The organism is Dolichospermum circinale AWQC131C (assembly GCF_000426905.1).
GTDB classification, from domain to species: domain Bacteria; phylum Cyanobacteriota; class Cyanobacteriia; order Cyanobacteriales; family Nostocaceae; genus Dolichospermum; species Dolichospermum circinale.
On sequence record NZ_KE384598.1, the window covers coordinates 21,232 to 39,296 of the forward strand.

Below are 18,065 nucleotides of genomic sequence, written 5' to 3' on the forward strand. Positions count from 1 at the left end.
TTCCTATATCACAAAACCAACCCAACCCAGAACAACTAAAAATCATCAACCACATAAATGGAGCATTATTAATATTAGCTCCCGTAGGAACTGGTAAAACCCGCGTTTTATCATCAAGAGTTGTCAACGCAATTAAACAAGGTATTCCTCCCGAAAAAATCCTCTGTCTCACTTTCACTAACCGTGCAGCAAAGGAAATGAAAAAACGGTTAGCAGAAATGTGTCCTCAACAATTTCGCTATATCACAATTAAAACTTTTCATAGTTTATGTACTTCTATCCTGAGAACAGAAGCGAGAAATATTGGTTTACCAGCAGATTTTGTAGTTTATGATGATACTGACTGCTTAGGAATAGTTAAAGGTATTTTTCAACTACGTGACGATAAAAAAGCTCAAAATAAATTATCACAAATAGCAGATTGTAAAACTAAAGCGAGTCATTTACAACTATCTCCTAATTACCCTCTAGAAAAATTATTTGCACCATTAGGAATAGATCATGCAAAATTAGCTAATAAATACCAAAATTTATTACAAGAACGTCATGCTTTAGACTTTGCTGATTTAATCTTTTATATTCGTTCTTTGTTTTCCTATTATCCAGAAATTAAACGAAGATGGGAAAATCGTTTTGATTTTATTCAAGTTGATGAAGTTCAAGATACTCACTTATCAGAATATGAACTTGTCAGAAATTTAGCTGCTAGAACTGGTAATATTGCTATAATTGGAGATTTAGATCAGACTATTTATGAATGGAGAGGTTCTGAACCTGAAAAAGTTGTCAGTCAATTTAAACAACAGTTTCAACCTCAAGAATATTCTCTAACTTGGAATTATCGCGCTACTAGAACTTTACTTAATACCGCTTCTGGTTTTGCTGATTCCTTTGAAACTCGATATACAAAAATAACTCCTGCACCTAATTGTGAAAATGGCGAATTAATTCCTATTTATACAGCAAAAAATGAAGAGGATGAAGGATTATGGATTGCTAAACAAATTCAAAATTTAGCTAAAAATAATCCCGATTTTTTATATAATAGAGTTGCTGTTTTAACGAGAAATCATAAACGTATTGGTATAATTAGCAAAACTTTAGAAAAATTCAATGTTCCCTGTATCACAGTTGAACAACATCATTTTTTTTCTCTTCAAGAAATTAAAGATACTCTTGCTTATTTACGTTTGATTATTAATCCTTTTGATGCAACTTCACTGTTAAGAATGTTATTACGTCCTAGTCGGGGAATTGGTAATGTTACTATTAATAATGTCATCAAAGAAGGTGAAGTTTGTGGTTTTAAATTAACTGATATGGCTTCAACACAAACTTTTATTGATGGTGATCCTTTTAGTAATTTAATTACTGCTTATAATTCAGGAACAATTGTTGTTTTTGATGTGGAAACTACGGGTTTGATCACCGGTAAAGATCAAGTAATTGAAATTGCTGCTATTAAATTGATTAATGGTCAGATAAAATCAGAATTTCATGCTTATATTAAAAATACTATACCCGTGGGAGATTCGGAACAAATACATGGTTATAGTGATGAATTTTTAGCCACAAACGGGAGAAATGCTCTTGATGTATTTATAGAGTTTTTAGCATTTATTAGTGATGCTTTTTTATTGGGACATAATCTCGGTTTTGATATTAAAATGATTATAGCTGATGCTCAAAAATTGGGTTTATCAACTCCTCAATTTATATGGGGAGATACCTGGGATTTAGCAAAGCGGTTTATCAAAGCAGATAGTTATAGTTTAGAAAATTTAGCAACTCAATTAAACCTCAATCAATTACCCAGTCATCGCGCTCTTGATGATACCCGTACAACTGTGGAATTATTAACAATTCTCATACCTTTAATTAAACATGGTGCTGATTATCGTCAAGCTTTAGTTTATCGTTATGGAGAGGAATTTGAAGCTTTAGCTAATGATATTCACAGTTGGAAAAATTCCAGCCAAAAATTACGTCCAGCAGATTTATTAGGTAATATTTTAATCGAGTCTGGTTTATATGATTTTTATGAAAATCATCAACCACACAGGTTAGAAAATCTGAAAAGATTAGTTAAGATGTTCAAAGAACAGGATAATTTAGAATTACATCCTGATACAGCGTTAAGAAATATTCTCGAATATACAGCTTTAGCGAAAAATTTAGATCAAATTTCTCAAGAAAATAATCAGGTTTTAATTATCACAATTCATCAATCCAAAGGTTTAGAATTTGATCATATTTTTATTGCGGGTATGTGTGAGCAAGAATTTCCCAGTTATTTCAGTTTACGGGATAATAAATTAGAGGAGGAAAAGCGGTTATTTTATGTAGCTTTAACAAGAGCAAAAAAACAGTTATTTATCTCCTGGTTTCTCAAAGATGATAAAAATGAACCTAAGTCCAAAAGTCAGTTTATTAACTCACTACCTGCTGAATATTTAATTGAAACTACATTCTCTACCAGGTAATAAAATGATTGTAATACCAAATAAAATAAGATTTTAAGAATAATTGACCACAGATAAACGTAGATAAACGCAGCTAGGGAGGGATAAAGAGGGATAAAAACAGATGGATTAATGGATTTTATGATTCTGTGCAATCTCAGATAAAATGAGGTTGTTATATTGTAAAATCAAATTAGTAACTAAAAAAGTGGGAAATTATGTCGGAATTACGAGAAAAATTACAGCAAAATCTTGATGAAGCAGAATGGGAATGGTTAATTCCCCATGTTCAAAAAGATGTAGTGATTTTGGTAGCAGAAAATTTAGACTTACTAGATGTGGGAGAAGCGATCGCTAGTGATAATATTCTTTCAGTACAACATTGGATAGATGAACAATTATTAGCTAAACCTACAGTAGACCAAGTGGGAGAATGGAATTTACACCGCAACAAACGATTTAATGCTCTGATCATTGAACCCTATGTGTTAGTAAAAGAAATAATTACTCCCATTTCGTAAATTATTAATTTAATTCTAATTAAAACCATAAGTTTTAATTTACTGTTAATGTAGTTAACTTATGCCAGTTTTTGAAATATAGAGAACATAAAATCAGTTTTTTCTTCAGCTTTCCTAAAATTAGCAAGTTAAACCTAAACTAATAATGGTTAGGAATACCCATAACTGATATCTTCTCCCTTGAGAAAAGTTGGAAAATTAGTGATCTCTTTGTAATTTATTCAAGAGAAGATCACTTTTCTTTTCTTCTTTAACTCGGACTTTGAAAACCCCCTGGAATCGTAACCAGGGTAAAAATTACCGGATACCACTTTTCCCACATCTTCCTATGATTTAATTCTCTAAAAAAATCAATTTTAATTACTAATCAACTCTACAGCATCTCGGCCATCAATATCTTGTAAATAAACTTTGACAATTTCTTCTTTTGCTGTTGGTAATTTTTTCCCCACGAAATCTGGATGAATCGGTAACTCTCGATGACCTCTATCTACTAATGCAGCTAAACGAATCACTTCTGGTCTACCATATTCATTGACTGCATTTAAAGCAGCACGAATAGTTCTCCCTTTAAAAATGACATCATCTACAAGTACCACAGTTTTACCAGTCAAATCAAAAGGAATATCCGTTTTCTCTGGAGTTCTCAAGCCAATTTTATCAAGATCATCACGATAAAATGTAATATCCAAAGCACCTACAGCAACAGTAATATTTTCGAGAATTTCTATTTGTCGTGCTAATGAATAAGCTAAAGGAACTCCTCTAGTGCGAATACCCAAAAGTAACAACTGAGATAGATCTCTCGTTCTTTCCACAATCTGAGAAGCCATACGAGTTAAGGTCCGACGCAGTTCTTCTGATGAAAGGATTTCAACTATTTTAGTAGACATAAAATTGGTAATGGGTAATTGGTAATTGGTAATGGGTAATTAGTAATTGGTAATTGGTAATTAGTAATTTTTGATCATCTCGTTCCTATTTTCATTACATTTTCACCCCAGGAAAGTCCCCCTTTATGAAGGGGGGAAACAAGAAAATCCAGTTCCCTCCCCTTAACAAGGAGAGGGTTAGGGAGGGGTCAAAAATATTTAATACATCACTCATGACTTTTCAAACACCCTTTAAGCTATTAAAAATGCTATTGCTAGTCCTAACCACAATAAAAACGCATATCGGGTTAATTTTAAAGCTTGATCAATAGAATCTGGTGTAATGGGATAAATAGGATCTCCTAAAAGTGGTTTATGTTTAGCTACCCCACCATACCAATTTACACCTCCCATTTGTACACCTAAAATCGCAGCATAAGCGCATTCACTCCAACCAGAATTAGGACTAGGATCTTTAATTGCGTCGCGGTGACATATTCGCCAAACATTGACAGGTTTGGCGGATAATAATGATAAAGTTATCACTGTTAGGCGACAAGGCAACCAAGTGAAACCGTCTTCCCACCGCGCACTAAACCAACCAATGTAAGTATAAGGTGCTTGCTTATAACCGATCATTGAATCTAAAGTGCTACTAGCTTTATATGCTAATGCCAAAGGAACAGGACCGATAACAGGGATAAATGTACCAATAATAGTATAAAAAAGAGGAGCCATTACTCCATCCGTAGCATTTTCCGTAACAGTTTCCAAAACTGCTCGGAGAATTTCCACTGGGGAAAGATTAGCTGTATCTCTCCCCACATAATTGCTGAGAATTTGTCGTGCTTGAGCTAATTCTCCCTTACTTAAAGGTTGTAGAACTTCCATAGCTGCATTTCTTAAACTTTTGAGAGCGAAACAACTAGCTAGAAGAATGCTTTGTAAAGTAATTCCTAAAAATGGATGTACCCCCTGGGCGATTTTGACTATGATCCACCCTACCAACCCACTGCCAATCATAACACTAATCCCCAGTATAATGCCCGCGAGACGCTGAGAAAAAGGATTTTGACAATATTTGAGGAAGATATTATTCAAACGAGAAATTACCCAGCCTATCACCCGGACTGGATGCGGCCAACCCCAAGGATCACCTATTAAGTAATCTAACAATGCAGCTAAAATCAAAACGGCGGCAGATATCATTTATTATTCCTTCTTTCCCTATTCCGACCCCTGTTAAAACTAAGGACTAAACCACAAAATTGGCTTCTTCCCCAACAGAAGCTTGCCAACTGCGAGCATCATAATAAAGGTCAGCCAGGGTAATATTGTATAAGGCTTCTTTGAGCTTTTGATTGAGCCTGTTCCAGAGAGAGGATGTTACCCAATCCGCCGTTTGAGAAGGTGTAGGATGATTGAGAGGTAAATTAGTGATATTTTCACCAACAGCCTCCAAGATTTGTCCAATAGATATTTGTGCAGGTTTTCTGGCTAACTTATATCCACCAACGCTACCACGAATTGAAGTTACTAAACCAGCCCGACGCATTTCTATAAGTAGCTTTTCCAGATAGGGAGCGGGAATATCTTGACGTTTAGCGATCGCTTTAACCGATTCAGGACCATATTTTGGCTGTAAACTCAAATCTAGCAGAGCCTTCACACTGTAGTGTCCTCTAGTCGTTAGTTTCATCTATAGTATTCCTAACTATTGCCATTTAATTTTGAAAATGACTGATCAACAAGCAGAAAAGGGGAAGGGAAAATCCCAGAAAACAACCATCTAGTTCACAAGATATTTTTAGGACTGACCCAAAATATCTCTCAAAGCCTCTTTTCTTCGTGTTCTTCGCTCCTTCGTGGTTGATTTTCATTCACTTGTGTGTGAGTTCTGATCTTTCTTAGAGAATTTCTCAAAAATATTGATGATAGTACAACAATTTTGTCCATGAGTGTAATATACTTGGCTAGACTGATGGAAAAATTAAAGGAATCCTTTCCTATTAGTTCAATGTCAGCTAAAATAAAATTCACTTAACAACTTCAAAAATTCGTTTTCGACCCAAGTTAATGCCTAAACAGAAAAAAATTGAACCCCTAGTTGGCGAAGAACTGATCACAAAAGTCAGAGAGCTAGAAACCCTTAGCAAAGACGAAAAAGCTAAAGAGTGTGGCTACTATACTGTTACAAAAAATGGTGTAGAGCGTGTTAATATGATGAAATTCTTGAATGCCCTAATTGATGCAGAGGGTATTCAATTAGATAGTTCCCCCGGTGTTAATGGGCGTGGTGGTCGCAGTGCCAGCTATAGAATTAGTGTACAATCAAATGGCAACCTGCTCATCGGTTCAGCCTACACAAAACAGATGAATCTTAAACCTGGAGATGAGTTTATCATCACCTTGGGCAAAAAACACATTCGACTGCGGCAAGTAGATGCAGAATCTCTAGAAGATGCGGAAGTAGAAGCTACAGTTTAGTTCAGTTCTGAGTTGTCAGTTGTCAGTGGTTGAGTTTTACTGTTGATTAACCCCTGACGGCTGCACACTGATCTTCAATGTCCCTGTTCTTCTATACCTCTAGATCGTTTATATCGTTAACAGGTATAACTGGTAAATAGCTATGGAGTGCTTTAGTAATTGCTGTAATATTACAAGTCAATTCCAGTTCCCTAAATTCTAGTAAACCCAGGATAAAATCGGGATTTTCCCTAGCTACCACCGGTAACTGATGTAAACCACGTAATGCCATGCGGTTTAAAGCTTCAGATAAAGGTTCATCAACCCAAGCATAAAGAATATCAGTAGTACAAATATCTATCAGTTTTTGGCTAGATAAAGTTCCGTGAATTTCCGGGGGCAAATTAGGGATATTTTGCCATAGAGAAAGAGTTCGCTTAATATCTTCCAGGGAAAGAATTCCCACCAATCTTCCTCCATCATCAATTACTAAAGCGCTGCGTGTACGCTCTTGGGTCATTGCCACCGCTGCCTCTATGACTCCCAGGGTGGCTGATAATTTTTGGGGACGAGTGTGCATAGCATCTGCGACTAACATTTGCTGCCACATTTCCACCTTTTCATCTTTCAACTCTGGCAAACCAATCTGTTGGAGATTAGAATTGGCATCTATTGTTGGTTTAATTCTTTCCACCAACCAAACACTTAGACCCACAGCCGCCATCAAAGGTAGTACAATGCGGTAGTCGCGGGTTAATTCAAATAACATGATAATTGCCGTTAATGGCGCTCTGACGCTACCTGCTAAAACTGCTGCCATACCCACCATGGCATAAGCTGGAGGAGCAGCCATATATTTTCCCAGTTCTGGTGCTATCAAAACCAGAAATTTAGCATAAGTAGACCCAAAGGACGCACCTAAAAACATAGCAGGTGCAAATAGTCCACCCACAAAACCACTACCGGAACTTACTGCCGTCATCAACAATTTTAATGCTAGTAATATTAGTAATAGCTTGAGGGAAAAATCCTCATCTTGTAGTATCGCTTGTACAGTTCCATAGCCAATACCCAAAATTTGCGGGTAGCGCCAACCTACTACACCAATAATTATACCACCAATGATTGGCTGAATTGACTGAGGAATTTTCCCTAATAACTTTAACCCTGGTAAATTACCGGTAAAGCCTGCTTTAGTTAAACGAATTGCTTCGGTATAAGCCAGAGAAATTAAACTCGCACCCAAACCCAAACCAAGATAAAGAGGTAATTCTAAGTAACTACGAACTTGATAAGCGGGTAAGGCAAAAGCAGGTTGTGAACCCAAGCCAATTTGACCAATTAAAGCGGCCACCACAGCGGCCAGTAGAACTACACTTACAGCCGACGTAGCAAAATATGTAGTTCCCATGACTACTTCTAAGGCAAAAAATACTCCCGCAATGGGGGCATTAAAACCAGCGGCTAAACCAGCAGCCGCCCCAGCCCCCAAAAGTAACCGCTGGCGTTCCTGAGAGACTTGTAATATATCAGATAATAAAACCCCAAAATTCGTACCAATTTCTACACTGGGACCTTCAGGACCTAAGGACGCACCACTACCGAGAGAAACAGCCGCCGCGATCATTTTTGTCACTGGTCGTAATGGTTTTTTGGCTTCTTTTCCCTGGGAAACAGCGATTAAAGATGAGAGTCCCGGACCAAAATCCTGAGTGCGCCAACGCATTAAACCAACAATGATGCCACCTAGAGTAGGGACAGCGGCTAAAGTCCAAGCACCCCAGCCTCCAATCTGTCCCAGAAAATTTTCCAGCATCAAGTAGTTAATTAGCTGGATTAAATAGTGAAAGGTGACTATACCCATACCCGTGCCACCGCCAATTAATACGGCTAAAAACAGCACTACTGTTTCCTGGGAGGGTTGAAAACGATTAATTAACTGGGTAAACTGAATGGAAGGTGTGAGAAAAGCAGGGGATTCCCTGACCTTCCTCTGGGAAGCAGGAGGCAAGAGAGTCATAGTCATTAACAACGGGGGTAATTTTCAGAAAAAATAATCAATTTTTTATTTGTTATCTCCTATTGTGGTTCATTATGGGAGCAACTAGCCGATGAATAATTGATTAACTAAAATTACAAAATATGTGGAAAAAAGAATTACGCCTGGCAGTGCTAACAACTTGAGTTAAAATCGAAAGGAGTATGTCATCTGGACATCCATTCTCAATCCGGTACTATTCTTCAAATAATTACAAGTAATTATGGCAGAGGTAGTAAATTTTAAGTAAAATTCAATACGGCTACTGTTATACAGAAAATCAAGGGATTAGGCGGACGAGGTAGATGAGTACAAATACTTTTGATAATCATTATGTTACTTGCCCAATTTGTCAAAGAAATAACAGAACAACGCCAATTAAGTCTTACATTGGTTTGTTTACCTGTCCTTATTGTCAAGAAAAGTTAGTTGTTTGCCAAAGTGGACATTATGTACGTGATCCGTTTATTTGGAGACAGATGATGATCTCTTCGGATCTCCGTCGTCAAAGCCGACCTTTAGCCAGGATGATCAGGGATTTTATCTCTATTAAACGTCCTCTTTTGTCTTTGGTGTTGGGAAGTGTGGTTTTTTTGGCTATTATGACTATAACCCAACACAATACCAGTCAAGATAGCCAAGAAACTAACCGTATCGAAAGCATCAACAAGGCTAAAAAATAGATCTTTTGTAGAAGCATGAACTGAATTTTAGATTTTAAATTCTAGATGGAAAAGTTAAGCTTTGCAAAGCTTTTCAGCGGTCAAATGTAAACATAAGAATAAATCTAAAATCTCAAGTCCAAAATCTCAAATTGTTTAACTGCCGCATTATGATTATAATAGCCTACCTGGGGTAGCCATCTGATGTCCAGATATATTATTAGGATGCTGACCTCATTATGCCTGATTAACTTGTAATATCCTGTAATTACCACAGCCAATAATTAGATCTCATGAATAGAAATAGAGATACATAAGTTCCCCAAATGAGAATTTTGAGAAATTGCTTATCCCCTCGTTCTAGCAAAATTGCAGCTAAAGTCATAGTTAAAGTTACAGCAGCAAAAATGATCTGCAACTCTACTGTGTCTACAGTTCTCCAGCTAAAATAAATACTACCTGCTGAAGCAACCACTGCCAATATTGCTAAACTCGTTACCCAAGCACGGGGATAGCTTGAGAATAAAGGTACATTAGACATTTCTGTTAACCCAAACCCTATGGCTAAAGCCAAACTAGGATAAATGGGGAGTATGTACCAGAGAAGTTTAACGCTAATCAGGGAAATAATCAATAAATAAACTCCAAACCAGACAATAATCAGTTTTGCCCAACTTAAGTTATGATTCTCCCAGGTAATACGGATAATTTGGGGTAGAAATATCAACCAAGGCCATGTCCACTTACAGATTTCGAGTAAGTAATACCAAGGTGGTTGTGAATTGCCAATACTATTATTAGTACCATTAATAGTAGTATTGATATCAAGTCTCAATGGATAACCGTAATGGAATAGCTCAAACCCATACCAGCAAAGTACGGGTAGACAACCAATAAAAATACCCATCCAGAAATAATAACAAGTTAGCAGTCTGGGTGTATCCCAATACAGAAATACTAAGACAATTGCACCCAAATAAATGCCCGTGATGCCTTGAATCAGACAAATTAAGCCAAGACTAATCCCTATACCTAAACAGTAACGTAAATCTCGACGCGATCGCAAGACAAACCACATCATCAATATCAACAAACTGACAACCGGTCCATATAATATGGCCAACCTGCCATAACAGACAACAGGCAGCATTGTCAGATAAATTAAAGAACTATAAATAGCTACCCCACGTTGGCGAAATATTTCTCTAGCAATGCAATATAACAAAGGTACAGAAATTGCTGTCAAAATCGCAGTGGGGAGTCGGGTTGTCCATTCGTTCACACCACCCAAGGAATAAGTGCCAGCAATTAGCCAGTGCATCAGGGGCGGTGTATGATGATAGGGTTTACCACCTAAAGTGGGGTAAAGCCAGCGCATTGAATCTGCTGGGGCTTGCCAAATTTCCCGTGCTACTTGTGCCACAATTGTCTCATCACCCTTTTGGAAAGGCAACCCCCCCAGGTTAATGGTAAACAATATTACCGCTGCCAATAACAATACTAGCAACCAAAGCCTATCAATCTTCTTTTCAACCACACGGTGTTGTTTTTCCAGATCAGTCCAAACAAAACTTCCTTCTTGCATATTTTATTGGTAATATTATAACTGCTGCGTTTCATCACATACAGATCATGAGGCATCTCTAGTTTTACTATCCAGAATCTATATTTTAAACCAGGTCTATATTGCAAATTAACTTAGTTTCTCAAGAACAGAGATAATTTTTCGGCGAACATTTTCTTATTAATTTTTTAAAAAAGTTTACAAGCATTTTCCCTGTTAAATGATATAAATACTACTATCAGAGGTTGGTCAATTATCCCTAAGGAGAATGTCAATGAATCTACCTTTCATTTTAGATGTGGCACTAGGCCTAATTTTTATTTACTTGATTTTAAGTTTACTGGCTTGCGAAATTCAAGAACTAATAACAACAGTGCTACAATGGCGTGCTGAACACTTGAGAAGATCCGTGGAAATTTTCTTAGCTGGTGATGCTCAAAATTCAGAAAAACCGGAAGTGATTCAACTCGTTAATAGAATTTATGGTAATCCTTTAATTAAAAGTATTAATCAAGAAGCCAAAGGTTTATTAGTAACTTTACCACGCCGGGCGACTTGGGCGGTTGCTTCATTCTTTAGTCTCTTGAGAAAGTCTAACTCTAGATTTAGAAAAGAAACTGTTTTTGGTGATCAAAAACGTAGTGCGCCTTCCTATATTGGTGGAGACAATTTTGCCGATACTTTTATGGATACTCTACAATTACCAACCCTAGTAAAAAAGATAACTGAAATCAGGCTAGAGAAATTCAAGAAAGAAAATTTAGATGAGATTATACAAGTTTTAATCACCTTGGACAGTAGTATTAATAATCAAGAATTATCCAGTGATTTTGCTAAAAGTATTGCCAAAGATTATCAGCAGTTGGAATTTGAGTATAATCGCATTGTTAATGAATTTAAAAATGAAAAATATGATATACACATGAGTATAAATCGCATGAGAGATAGGCTGGATAAATATATATATCGTTTCCAGTCTAATATGGAGAATCATGAAGATATTCTCGATAAACCTTTACAGGAACTAAAATTCCTGAGAAAAGATATTTTTGAAGATCCAGAAAAAGCCATAGTTCTGGCAGGACTAAAACCTAATATCAATGAAATTGTCAAATCTATTAAAAAAGGCAATGATATTCATGATGAAGTTATAGCCAACCTCCAAGACAAAGATAGTCAAACTTATAAAAAAGTGAAAGAACTAATTGATATTTTGCCAGATTCTGTAGTCAATAGTATTGAAACTATGGCAAAACGAGCGCAAATGAGAGCTAAAACCACGGAAGAAGGTATTAATCTCTTGCGGAAAGAAATTGAAAATAGTTTTGATAGTTCTATGGAAAGAGCATCTGGTGTTTATAAACGAAATGCAAAAGGAGTTGCCATTTTAATTGGTATAACTTTAGCTATTGCTACTAATACAGATACTTTTCATATTGTTGACCGTCTATCTAAGGATACCTTATTGCGGGAAATAATTATTAAAAAGGCTGTAGAAGCAGAATCATCTAATGCTTTAGGTATGAATCAACCAGATCCTAATGATATTTTAAAGGATGTTGAATTACCAATTGGTTGGACAATTCCTAACTTAACACAACAAATTTGTGGAGATGATGTTTCTCCAGAAAATGCAATTTTTTGTGTAAGAGGAAAAAATAGTCAACCAAAATTTTCTGTAATTAAAATTGACTGGAAAAATTTCCAAGTTAGTAAGTCACCTATTTTTAGAATTTTGATTATGATTGGTGGTTGGTTTATTAGCGGTATTGCTATTGCTATGGGTGCGCCTTTTTGGTTTGATTTATTGAGTAAAGTTATGAATGTGCGGAATGCGGGTAAAAAAGGCAAACAATCATCTAAAAATCAAGATGAATAATTTAGAAAATAAAAATTATCTGTAAATACCATTCTTGATTTTGGCGGATAATTTGAATTTGTTGGATAAATTCGCGGAAGTAAAATCGTCGTTCTACTTCTGATAAATCCAACCAAAATTGAGGAATGGAAACAGCTTGAGCTACAGAACGCAAATTAACAGGAGGAAGAATTGCTAACTGAGCTTGAAGTTGAGAAATTTCTGTGCGGAGTTTGTAAGCTCTTAATTTTGCGGTTTCTGGATCTAAAATTCCAGTTTCTATGAAGGTGGGTAATTTCTCAAGAATTTCTTGTTGATGAGATATACTATCCCCTAAACTATTTTTAATAGCATCTAATTGGGGAAAATTCATTCCCGCTACAGCTAAAGGTAAATCTCGACAAACACTATCAATGGTTTTTTCTAAAACTACTTGGTAAGGAATAGCACGACATTTTGGCTGTTGAGGACAGTTGATTGCGCGTAAATATAAATACTCTTTATCCTGATGACTTTGGGTAACACGGGTAACAATCATCTGTGACTGACATTGATCACAAATGACTAAACCGGCTAAAGAACGGGGCGCACTAGCAGTGCGTGGTGGTAAAAGGCTGTTGCGTCGCAATAGTCTATCAACTTGCGCTGCTTCTGCTCTGGAAATGATAGGTGTGTGAGTATTAGAGATAATTTGACTATTTTGATAGGCCGTATCACCTCGATAAACTGGATTAGTTAACCACCGTCTCCCAGTAGTTACCGATATATTTTTACCGTATTTTTTACCTAAAAACCGAACAGCAGCACGTAAAGAACCATAGAGTAAAAAGTGTTCAAAAAAATCTTTGACGACAGGTGAAGTAGTCCGATCAATAATATATTTACCATATTTACCCTGTCCTCTGCGGTAGCCATAGGGTGATTTTCCGGGAGGTGGTGAAGCTTCTAGGCGATTACGAGCGTGTCCTTGACGAATGCGGCGGCTACGGTGCTGATTTTGAATCTCTTGTAATAATTCCAGTAGTTCAGACCGGATTTGACTAGAATTAGATGTGTATGGTTGTTGTGTCGCAATTACTACAACTCCCATGGTTTCTAGTTGCTTGAGGCGATCGCTTACTTCTGTTAAAGTATCACCTAATTCTTCTAAGCGGCGAACTAGTAGATAATTGACGGTTTCTGTTTGAGTTTGACAGTCAGTTAATAAGTCAGTTAATAATTGTTGTAATTGGCTACGCTTTCCCAAATCCTGATAAATTCTATCTACCTCCCAACCCCAGTCACTGTGAGTGGGAAGGACATCTAATAATGGATCAGTATAAGTATAAACAATTATTTTCACAATAGTCACGCAATTTTAGATTTTAGATTCCCCACGATTTAGCCTTTGGGAACATTTTACATACACCTCCGGCTGAAAATATGGCTTAAAAGATATTGATACCTAAAAATTTTGGGGATTTTTAGGTGTCAATTCCGGGGTTTTGGGTGAATCTTCTGGTCAGCAAAAAGAAAATTTTTCCTTTTACTTGCTCAACTCCTAATCAACAGCGGTGGAACTCAATTTCATACTTTCCCATAAAACCATGTTTGGTGAGGTTGTGGAGAGAGGTTGATGGAGAGCAATTAGTTGTGTTAAAGTAGCCTTTAACTGTGTACGGGGGACGATATCATCAACAAACCCATGTTTAAGTAAGTCTTCCGCAGTCTGAAAATCTTCAGGGAGTTTTTCCCGCAAAGTTTGTTCAATTACCCGTCTTCCAGCAAAACCAATTGTTGCTTTTGGTTCAGCGATGATAATATCACCTAACATGGCAAAACTGGCGGTAACACCTCCCGTGGTAGGGTTAGTTAAAACGGGAATATATAATAGTTTAGAATCTCGGTGACGTTGTAGGGCGGCGGATATTTTCGCCATTTGCATTAAGGATAGCATTCCTTCCTGCATTCTCGCACCACCAGATGTGCAAATGATGACTACAGGATAACGCCTTTGGGTAGCTTGTTCGATCATGCGGGTGAGTTTTTCCCCGACGACAGAACCCATACTTCCACCCATAAATCGGAAGTCCATGACTCCTAATGCTACTGGAAGGGTATTAATTTGTCCTAACCCAGTTTTAACCGCATCTATCAGTCCCAGTTTTTCCTGGGTTTCTTTTAAACGATCAATATAGGGTTTGCGATCGCGGAATTGTAAGGGATCGGTTGGACATAAATTTTCATCTAATGGTTTCCATGTATTAACATCAATTAATTGACGAATACGCTCATCACTATCAACCCGATGATGATAACCACATTCACTGCAAACCATTTGATTGGCTTTCAAATCTTTTGTATATGACAAAACACCACACTTAGGGCATTTATGCCATAAACCATCAGCAATTTCCCGTTCTTGACGTTCTAAGTTGGTACTTCCTGATTTACGACGATTTGCGAACCAATCCAATAGAGATTTTAAACCGCGTGATTCTTCGTTATTTGCCATTTTTATCTGATCTAATTAGGTATGAGGTCAAAAATGATCAATATATTGTGATTGACATTAAGTGACCTGGAGGTGGAGATTGAAAATTGTAGATTTTGGATTTGAGAAGGTTAGAATTATGACTTTTGTAACTGGTTTGACCTGGATGATTGCTTAGATATTACCAAAATCTAAAATCTTCATGGGGTGATCACAACTACAGTCAGGAAGGATAAAGATTTAGATTGATAAGATCATCAGCATGAGACAAAAAAGATTTAAAAGTTTGATGTTAATATCCGGGTAAAAATAATCTCATATAGTGAGACAAAATAGTGTCACCGCTAAAGACAGTAATTACCGCACCTAAAGCTAGAAATGGTCCAAAAGGTATTTTTCGTCCCATTTGATTACGGGAGAGGATAATTGCTCCACTTCCTATGAATACACCCAAAATGCAGGAAATAAAACTCGCTAGTAGTAAATAACGCCATCCTAACCATGCTCCCATCATAGCAGCTAATTTAGCGTCACCTTGACCCATAACTGTTTTACCAAAAACCATAGAACCGAGAATGGCGATCGCCTCAAACAGCCACAAACCTATAGCTGCACCGGCTATTCCTGTCATTAAGTGTTTGGATAATCCTACCATAGTCCCTTCTGATAACCAAGCAACAGCTATCTGAAAGACTATCCCTAAGATTAAACCTGATTTAGTTAGTGAGTTGGGTAAGGTCATTGTATCTAAATCTATGAGAGATAGAGCTAATAACCAACTACAAAAAGCCCAATATCCGATGGTAAAAATTGAAAATTGAAAAACCCAAAATACTAATAAAAATATTATCCCTGTTAATGTCTCTACCAGTGGATAACGACGGGAAATTTTAGTTTGACAATAACGACAGCGCCCTTTTAACCGCAACCAACCGAAAACTGGGACATTATCATAGGGTTTTAACCTATTTAAGCACTGCGGACAACGGGAGGGAGGCCACAGCACGGATAAGCCAGCGGGTAGCCGATAAACCACAACATTAATAAAACTTCCCAAGGATGCTCCCAAAACAAAGACAATGATGTTTACCGGGATATTAATCAAAGTGTCCATTAATGACTAAGAACTAAGGACTAATAGATATAGGACTCGATTTGATTCAAAGGGATAAAACATTCCTGTGGTAACAGGACTGGGTACTGAGTAAAAATCACTTTACCTCGATACGTGACTCGACTGATGGCGACTCCCGTAGCTTTTCCTACTATTTCTGGATGTACTTCACAGTAGGTATAGTAAATTTTACTAGCGGCTTTAATTATATTAGGGTCAATCAAAGAAGGTTGATTTTTTGGTGGAAAATTTGCTTGTTCTTGTTTTAAAGCGTACACAGTTGGTTTTTATATAAGTTATAGATTTGGCGCTGTTTAACAAACTTAGTTGATCTGAAATTTTTAACATTATAGATGTTAAAACTTCCAGATTTATACTTTAACGTGATTTTAATTCAAGAATGTTTATAAGTGCTGCGCCCATAGCCCGACAACCGACAAGTTTCATTCCTGGTGACATAATATCCCCTGTGCGATAACCTTGTTCTAAAACTTGTAACACACTATTTTCAATTAAGTCTGCTGCTTCTGGCTGGTTTAAAGCATAACGTAACATCATAGCGGTACTTAAAACCTGTGCTAAAGGGTTAGCTTTGTCAAGTCCTGCAATATCTGGGGCTGAACCGTGAACTGGTTCATAAACACCAGGACTATCAGCACCCAAACTAGCAGAAGGTAACATTCCTATACTACCAGTTAACATAGCGGCTGCATCTGAGAGAATATCACCAAATAGGTTTCCTGTAACAATCGTATCAAATTGTTTGGGAGCGCGAACTAATTGCATGGCCGCATTATCTACATACAAGTGAGATAATTCAACATCAGTATATTCTGTGGAAAGTTGTGTAATGCGATCGCGCCAAAGTTGAGATACTTCTAATACATTGGCTTTATCCACAGAACAGAGTTTTCCGCCGCGTTTTCGTGCTGTTTCAAAGGCTACGCGCCCAATACGTTCAATTTCTGACTCGCTGTAAACCATAGTATTTACACCGCGTTTTTCTCCGGTTTCCGTTGCAAATATGCCTTTAGGCTTACCGAAATAAATCCCGCCGGTGAGTTCACGCACGACCATGATATCTACACCTTCGACAATTTCCCGTTTGAGACTAGAAGCGTCAATTAACTGGGGGAGAATTTTCGCAGGGCGTAAATTAGCAAATAGCCCTAAACCAGCCCGCAGCCCTAATAAACCAGCTTCTGGGCGTAAATTGGCGCTAAGAGAGTCCCATTTGTAACCACCGATAGCCGCGAGTAAAACGGAATCACTATTCCGACACCTATCCAATGTGACAGCGGGGAGGGGTTCACCGGTTTCGTCAATAGCAGCGCCACCAATTAAAGCCGTGGAAAATTCAAAGTTAATATCAAAGGTTTGACTAACGCATTTTAGCACGTCCACCGCGACAGCCATAATTTCTGGACCAATGCCGTCGCCAGGTAGTAGGGTAATGTAGTATTTTTGGGTCATGGTTGGGTTTTGCTGGGTGAATGTTTACAGACTAAATATCATGCCTAGCAATTGTCCCATATCAGGTGTTGATTTTTTGCTAGTTGGTAAATTGAATTATATCTAGGACTTACGCACAAGTTACTGAAAACGAACCACGCCAGAACACAGAGATCACAGAGGAATGAGAGTTTGAGAGGGTTTTTGCGTAAGTCCTAATATCTTCAAAGTAATTAACCACAGATGAACCTAGACAAGTTTCATGATTCTGTGTGGATTTGTATAAATTTTTTATAATTAACTTTTATCAATTTCAATTAGTTTTTTTCGGGATGTTACACCAGATTTAATTGTAATAGATGATTTAGGAACATCAAATTTTTTGGCTAATAGTTTAATTAGTTCTTCATTGGCTTTACCGTCTATTGGTGGTGATTTTAAATGTACATTTAAACTACCATCTGCTAATTCTTCAATCTTTTGTTGCTGGGAGTTTGGTTTAACTTTTACTATTTTTTGCATTATCTAAGTAGGTTGGCGTTAAAAATTGTCGTTATGACAAGGGAACAGGGAACAGGGAACA

At 37.1% G+C, this 18,065-nt stretch carries 15 protein-coding genes and 1 pseudogene; 5 read left to right on the forward strand and 11 right to left on the reverse strand.

Going from position 1 to position 18,065, the window contains the following annotated elements; all coding sequences use genetic code 11:
• Positions 1-71: 71 nt before the first annotated feature.
• Complete coding sequence (locus tag ACIR131C_RS0105755) at positions 72-2,483, forward strand: 3'-5' exonuclease (protein ID WP_231395402.1); 2,412 nt, start codon at positions 72-74, stop codon at positions 2,481-2,483.
• 197 nt (positions 2,484-2,680) lie between these two features.
• The gene (locus ACIR131C_RS0105760) at positions 2,681-2,983 is read left to right on the forward strand and encodes a DUF2288 domain-containing protein (RefSeq protein WP_028089430.1); all 303 of its coding nucleotides are present in this window, start codon (positions 2,681-2,683) and stop codon (positions 2,981-2,983) included.
• Between the two features lie 356 nt (positions 2,984-3,339).
• Here ACIR131C_RS0105760 and pyrR read toward each other — a convergent pair whose 3' ends face one another.
• The 3 genes from pyrR to ACIR131C_RS0105775 form a co-directional block, all read right to left on the reverse strand.
• The gene (gene pyrR / locus ACIR131C_RS0105765) at positions 3,340-3,876 is read right to left on the reverse strand and encodes a bifunctional pyr operon transcriptional regulator/uracil phosphoribosyltransferase PyrR (protein ID WP_028084719.1); all 537 of its coding nucleotides are present in this window, start codon (positions 3,874-3,876) and stop codon (positions 3,340-3,342) included.
• Between the two features lie 231 nt (positions 3,877-4,107).
• The gene (cbiB, locus tag ACIR131C_RS0105770; RefSeq protein ID WP_028089431.1) at positions 4,108-5,064 is read right to left on the reverse strand and encodes an adenosylcobinamide-phosphate synthase CbiB; all 957 of its coding nucleotides are present in this window, start codon (positions 5,062-5,064) and stop codon (positions 4,108-4,110) included.
• 46 nt (positions 5,065-5,110) lie between these two features.
• Entirely contained in the window at positions 5,111-5,554 is a 444-nt protein-coding gene (locus tag ACIR131C_RS0105775; RefSeq protein WP_028089432.1) for an Rrf2 family transcriptional regulator, read from the reverse strand.
• Between the two features lie 377 nt (positions 5,555-5,931).
• On the opposite strand from ACIR131C_RS0105775, the gene ACIR131C_RS0105780 reads away from it, so the two are divergent.
• Positions 5,932-6,342 carry an AbrB family transcriptional regulator gene (locus tag ACIR131C_RS0105780; RefSeq protein ID WP_028084722.1) on the forward strand — a complete coding sequence of 137 codons (411 nt, stop codon included), beginning with the start codon at positions 5,932-5,934 and terminating at the stop codon, positions 6,340-6,342.
• Positions 6,343-6,433: 91 nt separating this feature from the next.
• Here the strand turns inward: ACIR131C_RS0105780 and ACIR131C_RS0105785 are convergent, their stop codons facing one another.
• The gene (locus tag ACIR131C_RS0105785) at positions 6,434-8,341 is read right to left on the reverse strand and encodes a chloride channel protein (RefSeq protein WP_028089433.1); all 1,908 of its coding nucleotides are present in this window, start codon (positions 8,339-8,341) and stop codon (positions 6,434-6,436) included.
• A gap of 323 nt (positions 8,342-8,664) precedes the next feature.
• Between ACIR131C_RS0105785 and ACIR131C_RS0105790 the strand changes: the two genes are divergently transcribed.
• Positions 8,665-9,042, forward strand: coding sequence for a hypothetical protein (locus ACIR131C_RS0105790; protein WP_028089434.1), 378 nt, complete (start codon positions 8,665-8,667; stop codon positions 9,040-9,042).
• A gap of 250 nt (positions 9,043-9,292) precedes the next feature.
• On the opposite strand, the pseudogene ACIR131C_RS22030 reads toward ACIR131C_RS0105790, so the two are convergent.
• Positions 9,293-10,606 (reverse strand): annotated as a pseudogene (locus ACIR131C_RS22030) (ArnT family glycosyltransferase); the annotation flags it as partial.
• 253 nt (positions 10,607-10,859) lie between these two features.
• Between ACIR131C_RS22030 and ACIR131C_RS0105800 the strand changes: the two are divergent.
• Positions 10,860-12,464: a hypothetical protein gene (locus tag ACIR131C_RS0105800; RefSeq protein WP_028089435.1), complete on the forward strand. Its 1,605-nt coding sequence runs from the start codon at positions 10,860-10,862 to the stop codon at positions 12,462-12,464.
• Position 12,465: 1 nt separating this feature from the next.
• Here ACIR131C_RS0105800 and ACIR131C_RS0105805 read toward each other — a convergent pair whose 3' ends face one another.
• From ACIR131C_RS0105805 to ACIR131C_RS0105830, 6 genes are all read right to left on the reverse strand, one after another.
• Positions 12,466-13,785, reverse strand: coding sequence for a recombinase family protein (locus ACIR131C_RS0105805; RefSeq protein ID WP_028089436.1), 1,320 nt, complete (start codon positions 13,783-13,785; stop codon positions 12,466-12,468).
• A gap of 198 nt (positions 13,786-13,983) precedes the next feature.
• Complete coding sequence (gene accD, locus ACIR131C_RS0105810; RefSeq protein ID WP_028084727.1) at positions 13,984-14,937, reverse strand: acetyl-CoA carboxylase, carboxyltransferase subunit beta; 954 nt, start codon at positions 14,935-14,937, stop codon at positions 13,984-13,986.
• A gap of 271 nt (positions 14,938-15,208) precedes the next feature.
• Entirely contained in the window at positions 15,209-16,030 is an 822-nt protein-coding gene (locus tag ACIR131C_RS0105815; protein WP_028089437.1) for a prepilin peptidase, read from the reverse strand.
• A 20-nt stretch (positions 16,031-16,050) separates the two neighbouring features.
• The gene (locus ACIR131C_RS0105820; protein WP_028089438.1) at positions 16,051-16,308 is read right to left on the reverse strand and encodes a hypothetical protein; all 258 of its coding nucleotides are present in this window, start codon (positions 16,306-16,308) and stop codon (positions 16,051-16,053) included.
• 100 nt (positions 16,309-16,408) lie between these two features.
• A complete protein-coding gene (gene leuB / locus ACIR131C_RS0105825; RefSeq protein WP_028089439.1) occupies positions 16,409-17,503 on the reverse strand; it encodes a 3-isopropylmalate dehydrogenase in 1,095 nt (364 codons plus the stop codon).
• A 276-nt stretch (positions 17,504-17,779) separates the two neighbouring features.
• Positions 17,780-18,004, reverse strand: a complete 225-nt coding sequence (locus ACIR131C_RS0105830; protein WP_028089440.1) for a DUF167 domain-containing protein — start codon at positions 18,002-18,004, stop codon at positions 17,780-17,782.
• Positions 18,005-18,065: the final 61 nt, after the last annotated feature.

What these genes read in the sequence shown, in the direction of transcription:
- ACIR131C_RS0105760 (WP_028089430.1), top strand. Translation starts at nt 2,681, where the DNA reads ATGTCGGAATTACGAGAAAAATTACAGCAAAATCTTGATGAAGCAGAA.
- pyrR (WP_028084719.1), bottom strand. Translation starts at nt 3,876, where the DNA reads ATGTCTACTAAAATAGTTGAAATCCTTTCATCAGAAGAACTGCGTCGG.
- cbiB (WP_028089431.1), bottom strand. Translation starts at nt 5,064, where the DNA reads ATGATATCTGCCGCCGTTTTGATTTTAGCTGCATTGTTAGATTACTTA.
- ACIR131C_RS0105775 (WP_028089432.1), bottom strand. Translation starts at nt 5,554, where the DNA reads ATGAAACTAACGACTAGAGGACACTACAGTGTGAAGGCTCTGCTAGAT.
- ACIR131C_RS0105780 (WP_028084722.1), top strand. Translation starts at nt 5,932, where the DNA reads ATGCCTAAACAGAAAAAAATTGAACCCCTAGTTGGCGAAGAACTGATC.
- ACIR131C_RS0105785 (WP_028089433.1), bottom strand. Translation starts at nt 8,341, where the DNA reads ATGACTCTCTTGCCTCCTGCTTCCCAGAGGAAGGTCAGGGAATCCCCT.
- ACIR131C_RS0105790 (WP_028089434.1), top strand. Translation starts at nt 8,665, where the DNA reads ATGAGTACAAATACTTTTGATAATCATTATGTTACTTGCCCAATTTGT.
- ACIR131C_RS0105800 (WP_028089435.1), top strand. Translation starts at nt 10,860, where the DNA reads ATGAATCTACCTTTCATTTTAGATGTGGCACTAGGCCTAATTTTTATT.
- accD (WP_028084727.1), bottom strand. Translation starts at nt 14,937, where the DNA reads ATGGCAAATAACGAAGAATCACGCGGTTTAAAATCTCTATTGGATTGG.
- ACIR131C_RS0105815 (WP_028089437.1), bottom strand. Translation starts at nt 16,030, where the DNA reads ATGGACACTTTGATTAATATCCCGGTAAACATCATTGTCTTTGTTTTG.
- leuB (WP_028089439.1), bottom strand. Translation starts at nt 17,503, where the DNA reads ATGACCCAAAAATACTACATTACCCTACTACCTGGCGACGGCATTGGT.
- ACIR131C_RS0105830 (WP_028089440.1), bottom strand. Translation starts at nt 18,004, where the DNA reads ATGCAAAAAATAGTAAAAGTTAAACCAAACTCCCAGCAACAAAAGATT.